At 45.3% G+C, this 12,198-nt stretch carries 12 protein-coding genes; 9 read left to right on the top strand and 3 right to left on the bottom strand.

Annotated features, from left to right (window positions below):
• Positions 1-90 precede the first annotated feature (90 nt).
• Entirely contained in the window at positions 91-231 is a 141-nt protein-coding gene (locus E0H82_RS16680; protein WP_228258639.1) for a hypothetical protein, read from the bottom strand.
• A 225-nt stretch (positions 232-456) separates the two neighbouring features.
• Positions 457-1,701: an MFS transporter gene (locus tag E0H82_RS08025; protein WP_131264154.1), complete on the bottom strand. Its 1,245-nt coding sequence runs from the start codon at positions 1,699-1,701 to the stop codon at positions 457-459.
• Positions 1,702-1,822: 121 nt separating this feature from the next.
• On the opposite strand from E0H82_RS08025, the gene E0H82_RS08020 reads away from it, so the two are divergent.
• Positions 1,823-2,743 (top strand): LysR family transcriptional regulator, encoded by a 921-nt coding sequence (locus E0H82_RS08020; protein ID WP_131264321.1) that lies wholly within the window; start codon positions 1,823-1,825, stop codon positions 2,741-2,743.
• A gap of 158 nt (positions 2,744-2,901) precedes the next feature.
• The gene (locus tag E0H82_RS08015) at positions 2,902-3,366 is read left to right on the top strand and encodes a surface-adhesin E family protein (protein WP_131264153.1); all 465 of its coding nucleotides are present in this window, start codon (positions 2,902-2,904) and stop codon (positions 3,364-3,366) included.
• Positions 3,367-3,389: 23 nt separating this feature from the next.
• On the opposite strand, the gene E0H82_RS08010 is transcribed toward E0H82_RS08015, so the two are convergent.
• Complete coding sequence (locus tag E0H82_RS08010; protein ID WP_131264152.1) at positions 3,390-4,271, bottom strand: LysR family transcriptional regulator; 882 nt, start codon at positions 4,269-4,271, stop codon at positions 3,390-3,392.
• 169 nt (positions 4,272-4,440) lie between these two features.
• On the opposite strand from E0H82_RS08010, the gene E0H82_RS08005 reads away from it, so the two are divergent.
• The 7 genes from E0H82_RS08005 to E0H82_RS07975 form a co-directional block, all read left to right on the top strand.
• Positions 4,441-5,958: a CoA-acylating methylmalonate-semialdehyde dehydrogenase gene (locus E0H82_RS08005; protein ID WP_131264151.1), complete on the top strand. Its 1,518-nt coding sequence runs from the start codon at positions 4,441-4,443 to the stop codon at positions 5,956-5,958.
• A gap of 11 nt (positions 5,959-5,969) precedes the next feature.
• Entirely contained in the window at positions 5,970-6,860 is an 891-nt protein-coding gene (mmsB, locus tag E0H82_RS08000; RefSeq protein WP_131264150.1) for a 3-hydroxyisobutyrate dehydrogenase, read from the top strand.
• Positions 6,861-6,945: 85 nt separating this feature from the next.
• Positions 6,946-8,607, top strand: a complete 1,662-nt coding sequence (locus tag E0H82_RS07995; RefSeq protein WP_131264149.1) for an AMP-binding protein — start codon at positions 6,946-6,948, stop codon at positions 8,605-8,607.
• Positions 8,608-8,727: 120 nt separating this feature from the next.
• The gene (locus E0H82_RS07990) at positions 8,728-9,852 is read left to right on the top strand and encodes an acyl-CoA dehydrogenase family protein (RefSeq protein ID WP_131264320.1); all 1,125 of its coding nucleotides are present in this window, start codon (positions 8,728-8,730) and stop codon (positions 9,850-9,852) included.
• A 93-nt stretch (positions 9,853-9,945) separates the two neighbouring features.
• Positions 9,946-10,749 carry an enoyl-CoA hydratase gene (locus E0H82_RS07985; protein WP_131264148.1) on the top strand — a complete coding sequence of 268 codons (804 nt, stop codon included), beginning with the start codon at positions 9,946-9,948 and terminating at the stop codon, positions 10,747-10,749.
• 15 nt (positions 10,750-10,764) lie between these two features.
• Entirely contained in the window at positions 10,765-11,823 is a 1,059-nt protein-coding gene (locus E0H82_RS07980; RefSeq protein WP_131264147.1) for an enoyl-CoA hydratase/isomerase family protein, read from the top strand.
• Between the two features lie 137 nt (positions 11,824-11,960).
• A partial coding sequence (locus E0H82_RS07975; RefSeq protein WP_171458274.1) for a transposase occupies positions 11,961-12,198 on the top strand: 238 nt, incomplete at its 3' end.

The raw sequence follows: 12,198 nt of genomic DNA, 5'->3' as shown, positions 1-12,198 counted from the left end.
ATGCAAGCCAAAAAATGAACGATTGAATGCTGGCTACGATGAATTAAATCTCAGTTTCTACTTATCCCGTGGTTTTGTCTAAAACACAGGCTATTTTAGGCTGTAGATCCAAGTATGAAGACATTCACCTGTCTCGAGAAAAGCGGCTTGTACTGGGCTACAGACATAGCCTTCATCTTCAAATTCATCGAGTACTGTCCAGTGTTGAGCTGAATTTTCCGAGAAAAACACAAAACTTTATACCAGTAAGGGTATTTGCATTGAGCACAATATCTGGAAAGTCTAAGTTTTTTCCTAAACTTTGAGCAGATAATTCACCATACACAACGGATTCTGTTTATGTAACGCCAATATTTTCTACAAGATGTGCATTCATATCATTTGGTTTCAAGACGCCATAAACAAATTAACTCAACATGATCACCCATTGTTGCAGGTATGATGAATTCAGAATTCTTAAGCAGAGTGTTGAGGATGAACTTTAACTAAACACAGACCAATACCAGCCAGTACGAAGACCAGAGCCAGTAGCACAACCCCTAACCATCCTGCATGTAACCAAAACCATCCTCCTGCCGAACCGATAATGCTCGAACCGAGATAGTAAAACAGTAAATATAACGAAGTCGCATGTCCTTTGTTTTCGTGAGCTGTGGCACCGACCAAGCCACTACAGAGGGCGTGGGCAATAAAAAAGCCCGTGGTAATCAATGCCACACCTAAAATAATGACCCAGAGGTTTGGCGCCAAGGTGCAGGCAATCCCCAATCCTATGCAGATAAAACCGCCAATGATCACGCTTTGTCGACCATATTGCTGTGCCAAACGACCTGCCAGTGACGAAGACACCATGCCCAAACTATAAGAGAGAAAAATGAGACTGATTTGGGTTTGACTCAAAAAGTAAGGAGCTGCATCGAGTCGGAAGGTAATATAGTTAAACAGGGTCACAAAAATACTGGTCAACACAAAGCCCAGTGCATAGAGACGTAATAAAGAACGATTACGAAGATGAGAGCACCATGCTTGCACATGGAAATTTAAATTTAGCCCTTTTTTGGCGACAAAATGCCGAGAAGGGGGCAGTAAATATAAGAAACCGAAGGCGCAGAGCAAACACAACATGCCCAGTAAACCCAAGGCCGCTTGCCAGTTGACCCATTCAATCAGCATGCCCATGCCAACTCGGCCCATCATACCGCCAAAAGCCGTTCCCGCAATATACAGTCCCATGGTTTGTGCCAAGGCTTTGGGGTCCATTTCTTCTGCAATCCATGCCATGGTCACCGCCGGAACTCCACCCAATACAAATCCTTCCAAAGCCCGTGTGGCAAGAAAGGTGTACCACTGTGGAATAAACATCGCCAAGATATTCAGTCCAGCCGCACAAGCCATGGACATGAAAATAACATTGCGACGACCTAAAGCTTGTGAGAAAGCGCTGGAGAGTACGATGGAAACAGCCAAGAAGGCCGTGGTTAGGGATAATGCCAATGCACTATTGGCAGGACTGACCGCAAAGGTTTGGGTAAACGCAGGCAGTAAAGGTTGTACACAATAAATCAGCGAGAAACTGGCAAATCCCACCAAGAACAGGGCCAGCCCTGCACGGTAATATGTACTCGTACCCGATTCAATCCATGATTCGGATAGAGGGGCGATGGGGGAAAGTTCTGGATTTGAAGAAGCAGGGCTAAGCATCTGAATTTCCAACAGCCAACATGTTTGGCTTGCGTGATCATTTACAGAATAAGCCTAGCAGTGCGATGGTTATCTTTCTAATATATTTGAGTCTATAGCAATATATGTTTTATATATGAATATCGAGCTGCGCCATATTCGCTATTTCTTAACTGTGGCAGAAGAAAAAAACTTTACCCGTGCAGCACAACGCCTGTGTATGAGTCAGCCACCCTTGAGTATGCAAATTCGTGATTTGGAAGAGAGTATTGGCGCAGAATTATTCCTGCGAACCTCGCAAGGAGTCGTGTTGACCGCAGTTGGGCAAGCTTTTCTTACTGCGGTTGAACCTCTGCAACATCAATTGGACGATGCCATTCAGTTGGCACGCCATGTTTCTAATGGTGAGGTGGGGCAGTTACGTTTGGGTTTTACAGGTACTTCAATGCTGAACCCTTTAATTCCAGAAAGCATTCGGCGTTATCAGCAGCAGTACCCCAAAGTTGGATTAAAACTGGAAGAAGCCAATTCCCTGAAATTAATTGACTATGTGTTGGAAGACCGACTGGATGTTGCCATTATTCGTCCACCTCGACAAATTCATAGCAGTTTAGCCATACAACAGCTGTTGAATGAAGCATTAATTGCGGCGGTTTCTGTACGCCGTGATTTAGCGCAGGGTGAGCAACCTTTACAGGTGACCTGCTTACGTGAGCACGAAATGATTTTGTCCCCCCGCAGCGTCAGTGCAGGTTTATATGATGCAGTGACTGACGCCTGTCAGCAAGCAGGCTTTGAACCCAAACTGGGTCAGAGTGCACCACAGATTGTCTCGATTTTATCTTTGGTGGCGGCTAATTTGGGGGTGTCGATGGTGCCCGAATCTTCGCAGCAATTACAAATTCAGGGCGTGGTCTATCGAGCTTTTGCCGAACCAGCACCTACAGTTGGGTTAGCGGTCATTTATAAACAGCATTTAGCCACTCAACTGGCGATTAATTTTGCCAGCATCTTGCAAATGGTCTGCCATCAGGATGCTAAATATTCCTCAGAGTCGATCTAGAGTGCCAACCAGTCATGCAAATGTTGCCTAATCTGTGCTAGAAATATTGAATTTTAATTGGTATAAATCTAATTATTTCAGTATGTTAGTTATTTTTTGTTATGTGATTTATGGGTTGAAGTTGCTATAATCCCTGCGTCTATCTGGGGGATAGTATTGTGTTAAATCGTGTGTTGATCAGTTTTCTAAGCTTGTTTTGGGGCGTATCTGCATGTGCCGAGTGGACTTACGTCAATGCCAATTATGACCGTTCACAATATATGTATATTGATTTTAATCGAGTGAAAGTGACGGATGTAAAAAGTAACGAAGTTGAGTACTGGGTAAAATATCTGATTAAAACTGATAAAGAAAAAGATGGCTTGGAACTGGGTGATTATTCCTTGGCCTTGTACCGTGTTGGCTGTGACAGCGCACAATATAGTATTCGCTCATCAGCGAACTTTAAAAGAAATGGTTCCTTGATCAGTAGCCAAAATTACACCGCCAGTCAGACCCGAGCAATTATTCCCAATACAGCACTGGATTACACGGCAGAAATGGTCTGCAATGTTTTACCACAGCGCCAAAAAGTGGATCGTTTGGAACAGCTCACTCGACGTATCGCGATGGGGGAATACTGATAAAACTGCCTGCCTAGTTTGTCTTAATCCATTAGAATACGTTGTTTGAGGTCAGCCTGTTTACGCAGATAATCCCAGACCAATTTAATCCGTGGCTCATGTTGTAGGTCGACAAACGTTAGCATCCAAAAGGTATGCGTAAAGCGTACCTGCTCGGGCAGAACTTGTTCTAAGTCGGGCTGATCATGGGCCAGAAATTGCGGCAAAATGGCCAAGCCTGCGCCTGCATTCACCGCAATTTGCTGCGCTAAAATACTGCTGCTGCGAAAATTTGCGGTTAGGGGAATCGGCAGGCGTTCTAAGCAATATAGCTCCGAACTATAAATCAGATCATCAATATAATTGACAAAACGATGGTTGGCTAAATCTTCCATTTGCTGAATAGGCGGATGCTGTGTCAGATAACGCTTGCTGCCATAAATTTTTAAACAATAATCGGTCAGTCGGGTAATGATATAGGGACCCGATTTCGGACGATCAATCGAAATCACGATATCCGCTTCACGATGCGACAGCTTCATCATCTTGGGAACAGGAATCAGGTCGATAGTAAGCAGCGGAAATTGCTGCGACAGTTCTGCCAATAACTGGGTCAAAAACGCTGTGCCAAAACCTTCTGGTGCACCAATTCGTACGCGACCTTCAAGTGGCTGTTGCGGTTTTTGAATTTGCAAAAAAGCCTGTTCCATTTGCTCTACGCGCGGCACCAGTGCCATGCCATCGACGGTGAGTTCATAACCTGTGGCTTCACGTTTAAACAGCGGTGTACCTAACGCGACTTCTAAGGATTGTATCCGTCGTGCCACAGTACTGTGCTCAACCCCAATAATCCGTGCTGCATTGGTCAGAGTTTTGGCACGTGCCAAGACCAAAAAAAATTGCAGATGATCCCAATCTACTTTCATTTTTTATTTTCCACATCCTGTGCAAAATTGCACAACCATCGTGCACCAATCTGCATTGGTGGTCAAAGTTTTCTTTGCTAGTCTGATTTGAAATACAGAAATTGAATATACGGTTTAAGTCGTATGTTTCAACAGTGACACAATAAAAATGAATACCTATGGAGAGGTTATGAATACGGTTTCAAACATTCAGATTACTACAGCTAAATTATTGATTAACGGTGAGTTTGTCGAGTCAAAAACCCAGCAATGGCAAGACATTGTTAATCCAGCAACTCAAGAAGTCATTGGTTTAGTTCCTTTTGCAACGCCTGAAGAAGTACAGGCTGCGATTGCTTCGGCAAAAGCGGCATTTGCGAGTTGGCGAGAAACCCCAATTCAAGCGCGTATGCGTATTATGCTGAAACTACAGCAACTGATTCGTGACAATGCCAAGAAAATTGCACAGGTGCTGACGGCAGAACAGGGTAAAACTTTGGCGGATGCTGAAGGTGATATTCAGCGTGGTTTAGAAGTGGTGGAACATGCGTGTTCAATTGGCACGTTGCAAATGGGCGAATATACCGAAGGGGTGGCACGTGGGGTAGATACCTATACTTTACAGCAACCTTTGGGTGTCTGTGCGGGCATTACTCCATTTAACTTCCCTGCAATGATTCCTTTGTGGATGTTCCCCATGGCAATCGTCTGCGGTAATACCTTTGTTTTGAAGCCATCTGAACAAGATCCGCTCTCCACCATGATGTTGGTCGAGTTGGCAATCGAAGCAGGTATTCCCGCAGGCGTACTGAATGTGGTGCATGGCGGCAAAGATGTGGTCGATGCACTGTGTACGCATCAAGACATTAAAGCCATTTCCTTTGTTGGTTCGACTGCTGTTGGCACGCATGTCTATAACTTGGCAGGTCAACATGGCAAGCGCGTGCAATCGATGATGGGTGCAAAAAACCATGTGGTGGTGATGCCTGATGCCAATAAAGAACAAACCCTAAATGCCATGGTCGGTGCAGCCTTTGGTGCGGCAGGGCAACGTTGTATGGCACTTTCAGTTGCAGTCATGGTCGGTGATAGTAAACACTGGATCAATGAATTGGTTGCAAAAGCCAAAACCTTAAGCGTGAATGCGGGGCATGAGCCGAATACGGACATTGGTCCTGTAATTTCACCGCGTGCTAAAGCCCGTGTGATTGATTTAATTAACAGTGGTGTAGAACAAGGCGCTGAATTGTTACTGGATGGTCGCGATATTCAAGTCCAAGGCTATGAAAATGGCAACTTTGTCGGGGCAACGGTGTTTAGCAATGTCACCACGGCTATGCGTATTTATAAAGAAGAAATCTTTGGCCCTGTACTGACCATTCTCTGTGTGGAGACTTTGGATGAGGCGATTGAACTGGTCAATGCCAATCCATTTGGTAATGGCGTAGGCTTATTTACCCAAAGTGGTGCAGTAGCACGGACCTTCCAAAACCGTATTGATATTGGTCAAGTGGGCATCAATATTCCAATTCCAGTCCCTGTGCCATTCTTTAGCTTTACAGGTTCGCGCGGCTCAAAGCTCGGTGACTTAGGCCCTTATGGTAAACAGGCGGTACAGTTCTATACGCAAACCAAAACCATTACCAGCCGTTGGTTTGAAGACAGTCAAGAAGCAGGGGAAGTCAATACCACCATCAGTTTACGCTAAGGAGTAGCGAGATGAAGATAGCTTTCATTGGTTTAGGGAATATGGGCGGTTCGATGGCACAGAACCTGCTCAAAGCAGGGCAAACGGTGTTAGGTTATGACTTGAGTGAAAAAGCCTTACAACAGTTTGCTGAAAGTGGAGGGATTGTTTGTGACAGTCCGCAAGCTGCGGCTGAGCAAGCAGATGTGGTCATCAGTATGTTGCCCGCAGCCAAGCATGTACGTGACGTGTATTTGGGTGAAACGGGGATTCTGGCGGTGATGCGGGCAGGTAGTCTCTGTATCGACTCTAGTACCATCGACCCGCAAACCATTAAAGATGTTGCTGCTGAGGGCTTGAAGCATCAAGTTCAGGTCTGTGACGCGCCTGTGTCTGGTGGCACCATTGGCGCCAAAGCGGGGACCTTGACCTTTATGGTTGGTGCCGATGACGTGACCTATGAGCGCGTGCAGCCGATTTTAAGCTTTATGGGCAAAAACACGGTGCATTGTGGTGCGGTGGGTGCAGGGCAAATTGCTAAAATTTGCAATAATATGATTCTCGGTATTTCCATGGCGGCCGTGGCAGAAGGCATGGCTTTGGGCAGCCGATTGGGCATTGATACACATGCCCTTGCAGGGGTGATCAATAGCTCAAGTGGTCGTTGCTGGAGTTCGGAAATCTGTAATCCATGGCCAGATATTAGTCCAAATGCACCCGCAGGACGTGGTTATACCGACGGTTTTGCCTCGCAACTCATGCTCAAAGATTTAGGTTTGGCCATTGAAGCGGCAGGCCAAGTCAAGCAACCTGTATTACTCGGGGGTTTGGCACAGCAGCTGTATCAACAACTGTGTTTGCAAGGCAATGCACATTTAGATTTTTCCAGCATTATCCAGCAGTATTTACCCCGAGAAAATTGATTTAAAAGAAATGAAAGGGTGCAATGAATGCACCCTATAAGAAACCCCTTGTCGTGAATAACAAAAATGTGACTGAGGTGAAAGGATGGCTTCAAATTATTTACAAGTGCAGCAAAATTTTGATTTGCAACAGGCTGCACAACGGTTTCTATCAGGTTCAATCGATGCACTGAATGCGTGTTATGAATGTTGCGATCGACATGCTTTGCCAGGGCGGATTGCTTTGTTTTGGCAGGGTAAAGATGGTCGTAAAGAGCAATATACCTTTCGAGAGTTACAACAACGTGCCAGCCAATTTGCCAACTTTTTAAAGTCGCAAGGGGTGTCTAAAGGTGACCGCGTTTCTGGTTTATTGCCACGAACACCAGAGCTGATTATTACCATTTTAGCGACATGGCGGATTGGTGCAGTCTACCAACCTTTATTTACTGCGTTTGGCCCGAAAGCCATTGAGCACCGCTTACAGTTGGCACAAAGTAAACTGGTGGTAACCGATGTGGGCAATCGTGAAAAATTGCACGACGTAGAGGGTTGCCCTGCAATTGTGACGGTCACGGGAGCCAAAGGCACAGGACTGTATCAGGGAGATTATAGCTTTTGGGCAGAAGTAAACCGTCAGTCTGATCAGTGCGAATTGGAGATGATGAACATCCAAGATCCATTCTTATTGATGTTTACATCAGGCACGACAGGCCCTGCTAAACCCTTACAAGTGCCACTGAAAGCGCTGATTGCATTTGGTGGCTATATGCAAGATGCGATTGGTTTAAGAGCTGAAGATTCGTTTTGGAATATTGCCGATCCGGGTTGGGCCTATGGATTGTATTACGGCATTATTGGTCCGCTCTTATTGGGTCATCCGACCATTTTTTATGAAGGTGCATTTACTGCCGACAGTCTATGCCAGATTGTAAATGACTATGGCGTGAATAACTTGGCAGGTGCACCCACAGCTTACCGCATGATGATGGCGGCTGATCCGAAGCAAATGGCAAAATTACACGGCAAATTCCGTGTCGTCAGCAGTGCAGGTGAGCCATTGAATCCTGAAGTGTTTCGCTGGTTCAAACAAGTATTAGATGCACCAATCTATGACCATTATGGCCAAACCGAAGTGGGAATGGTGGTGTGTAATCATCATGCGCTAGAACATGAGGTTCGAGCAGGCTCGGCCGGTTTTGCCAGTCCCGGCTATCGTGTTGTGGCACTAGATGAACAGGGTAATGAACTGGGTGCAGATACCCCAGGAATTTTAGCGGTGGATATTAGCCAGTCCCCGATGATGTGGTTTGGCGGTTATCAAGAAAGTCGTAAATCGCCATTTATTGGACATTATTATTTAACGGGTGATACCGCTGAAATACATGCTGATGGCAGCATGAGTTTTGTCGGACGCAGTGATGATGTGATTACCACGTCGGGCTATCGTGTGGGGCCCTTTGATGTGGAAAGTGCCTTGTTGGAACATGATGCAGTGATTGAAGCTGCCGTGATTGGTGTGCCTGATCCTGAGCGTACAGAGGTGATAAAGGCTTTTGTGATTTTGTCTGGTGAAAGTGCAGCCAGTGCTGAACTCGAAAATGAACTAAGCCAATTTGTGAAAAAACGCTTATCTGCTCATGCTTATCCGCGTTTGATTGAATTTGTGACTGAACTTCCCAAAACCCCAAGTGGAAAAATTCAGCGCTTTTTACTGCGTAATCAGGAAATTGCCAAGCAACAAACAACGGTAACTGCTGCAAGCTAAGATATTGTAAGGAAAGAAATTATGCAATCTACTGAAGGACAAGCTCACATGCAGGATATGGTAAAAAGTTTTGATCACGACCAGATAAAACCGACGGCCAGTGAGTGGGATCGACAAGGCATGTTTTTTGAAGAACAACTCTTGATTCAGGACATGGCAAAAAGTTTTGCCCAAGAACAAATTAAACCCTATGCCAGTGAGTGGGATCGACAGGGTACTTTCCCAGCTCAAGCCTTACAGCAAATGGGGCAATTGGGTTTTATGGGCATGTTGGTGCCAGAAGAATGGGGTGGTTCAGCAACAGGAAACTTGGCCTATGTACTGGCACTGGAAGAAATTGCCGCTGCGGATGGTGCAACATCGGCCATTATGAGTGTGCATAATTCAGTGGGTTGCGTGCCGATTTTGAAATTTGGCAGCGAAGAACAAAAGCAACAATTTCTCGTGCCTTTAGCCAAAGGGGAAATGATCGGGGCTTTTGCACTAACTGAACCGCATACTGGTTCTGATGCCGCAGCCATTAAAACCCGTGCCGTGAAAGATGGCGACCATTACATTATCAATGGGGCCAAGCAATTTATTACTTCAGGGCATAACGCAGGCGTGATTATCGTGTTTGCCGTGACCGATCCGAGCGCTGGAAAAAAAGGCATGAGTGCTTTTTTAGTCCCGCGTAATACGCCGGGTTATGAAGTGATTCGGGTCGAAGAAAAATTGGGTTTACATGCCTCTGACACCTGTCAAATTGCCCTGACCGATGTGCGTGTGCACAAAAGTATGTTGTTGGGCAAAGAAGGCGAAGGCTTAAAAATTGCCTTGTCTAATTTGGAGGGCGGACGCATTGGCATTGCCGCGCAGGCTGTTGGATTGGCGCGCGCTGCTTTGGAGGAAGCCACCCGTTATGCCAAGGAGCGTGTAGCTTTTGGAAAGCCAATTTTTGAACAGCAAGCAGTGTCGTTCCGACTTGCCAGTATGGTGACAGAAATTGCCGCGGCACGTCAGTTGATGCATCAGGCAGCACGTTTAAAAGAAGCGGGTCAACCGTGTTTAACCGAAGCGTCGATGGCGAAGCTGTTTGCCTCTGAAATGACTGAGCGGGTCTGTTCGCATGCCCTACAAATCTTTGGGGGTTATGGCTATCTGAAAGATTTTCCAATTGAGCGGATTTATCGTGATGCTCGGATTTGTCAGATTTACGAAGGCACCAGTGATATTCAACGCTTGGTGATTGCCCGTAGTTTATAAACCCAATATCGAAAAAACTGACCCTTGCACATGTGAGTGATCACGAGATTTTAACGTTACATGTGCATTGGTCTATAGAAGAAGGATCGCAACATGCAATGGGAAAAAAATTTCATCGAAGATTTACAGTGGGACACAATTTTAGTTGAAAAGCGCAAAGGCGTCGGGGTGATTACCCTGAATCGTCCTCAAGCGCTGAATGCCTTGAATAGTCAACTGATTGCTGAAATTAACCAAGCCTTAGACCAGTTTGAACGCGATGCTGAAATTGGCTGTATGGTGTTGGCAGGTTCGGAAAAAGCCTTTGCGGCAGGTGCCGATATTAAAGAAATGGCCGAGCTGAATTTCCCGAATATCTATTTTGATGACTTTTTCCATTTGGCAGATCGGATTGCACAGCGTCGCAAACCCTTGATTGCTGCGGTGAGTGGCTATGCACTGGGGGGCGGCTGTGAGTTGGCCTTGATGTGTGATTTTATCTATTGTGCGGATAATGCCAAATTTGGTTTGCCTGAAGTAACTCTGGGTGTGATTCCAGGTATTGGCGGAACGCAACGTTTAACCTTGGCCTTGGGTAAAGCCAAAGCCATGGAAATGTGTTTAACCGCACGGCAAATGGGCGCGGTTGAGGCAGAACAAACTGGTTTAGTGGCGCGCGTCCTACCGAAAGAGGAATTATTGGCCTATACCTTAGAGGCTGCGGAGAAAATAGCACAGCGATCTCTGACTGCCACCATGATGATTAAAGAAAGCATTAATCGCGCCTTTGAAGTGAGCTTAAGTGAAGGATTACGATTTGAACGTCGTACTTTCCATTCCATTTTTGCAACTGTAGACCAGAAAGAAGGCATGAAGGCCTTTGTGGAAAAGCGACCAGCCCAATTTAAAAATCAATAAATAAGGAGTCTGTGCATGGGAAATAATTTACAGATTAGTGTCCAAGGACATTTGGGTGTGATTACGCTAGATCGCGCGAGTCATCTGAATGCACTGTCCTTAAGCATGATTCATGGTATTAGCCAGCAGTTAGAACTATGGTCCGAAGACGATCAGGTTCAAGCTGTTTTGATCAACTCCAATAGCCCAAAAGCTTTTTGTGCAGGTGGCGATATTCGTTTCCTCTATGACAGTTATCAAAATGGAACCGCCAATTATCAGCGCTATTTTGCAGATGAATATCACATGCTGAAGAGCCTGCGCCAATATGCGAAACCTGTCATAGTGTTTTTAGATGGCTATGTCTTGGGTGGGGGTTTTGGTTTGGCGCAAGCTTGCCAGATTATTGTCAGTAGTGAGAAATCTCGTTTTGCCATGCCAGAAACTGTGATTGGCTTTTTCCCCGATGTGGGCGCAACCCATTTCTTATCTCGTTTAGACGATATCGGCGTGTATATGGCAGTGACGGGTGAACAGATCAGCAGTAGCGATGCCTTGCATTTAGATTTAATTGACTATTTGGTGACGAGTGACCACTTAGCGCAGTTGCTCACTGAGTTGGCGCAGGCACCACAGTTGAATCAACAACTGATTGAACAGACCATTGTACGTTATTTAAAAGAACCTGCACCCAGTGAATTAAAACAGTATGAAGAGGCGATTCGGCAGCATTTTTCACATACTGAATTGGCCCAAATTGAGGACAGCCTAGCCCATACATTAGAGAGTGACTATATGGATTGGGCTGAAAAAATCTTAGCAAATTTGCAGCAACGTTCTTTGTTGGCCAAGCAAATCAGCCTAAAGTTACAGCATGTCGGGCGTGGGCTATCTTTAGAGCAATGCATGCAATTAGAACGGGATTTACAAGATATCTGGTTTGAGCAAGGCGACATGATTGAAGGTGTAAGGGCTTTGTTGATTGATAAGGATAAACAGCCGAAATGGCAAACTGAAAACCCTAAACTGATGCAGATGTTTGAAGAGCTTTTACCACCTTCACGCCAACAGCGTCAGGCGAGTGTGCAAGTGTAACTTTGCTTTTAATCCGTACAGAAAATCCTCCAAAATATTGGGGGATTTTTTATAGAGTCAATTGGTGCTTTATATCCTTAGATGGCTTTGTTGCACAAAGCTGTTCTTAAGGGCTTCTTCAGCAATATAATTTTCAAATGAAGAAGCCTACACACAAAATCTACCGCACAACCAATTGGCCCGCATATAACCGAGCTCTCATTAATCGTGGAAATATTGCCATTTGGTTCGATCCAAAAACACAATGGTATGCACTAACAAGTAGTAAACAAGGTCGAAGTCAAACCTATTCCGACATAGCAATTCAATGCTGTTTGATGATCAAATCTCTATTTAGACTCACTCTACGCATGGTTACTGGCTTTGTTCAAAGCT

The sequence above is a fragment of the Acinetobacter sp. ANC 4910 genome, assembly GCF_004331035.1.
Classification (GTDB): domain Bacteria; phylum Pseudomonadota; class Gammaproteobacteria; order Pseudomonadales; family Moraxellaceae; genus Acinetobacter.
This window is presented reverse-complemented; position numbering and strand designations above follow the sequence as displayed.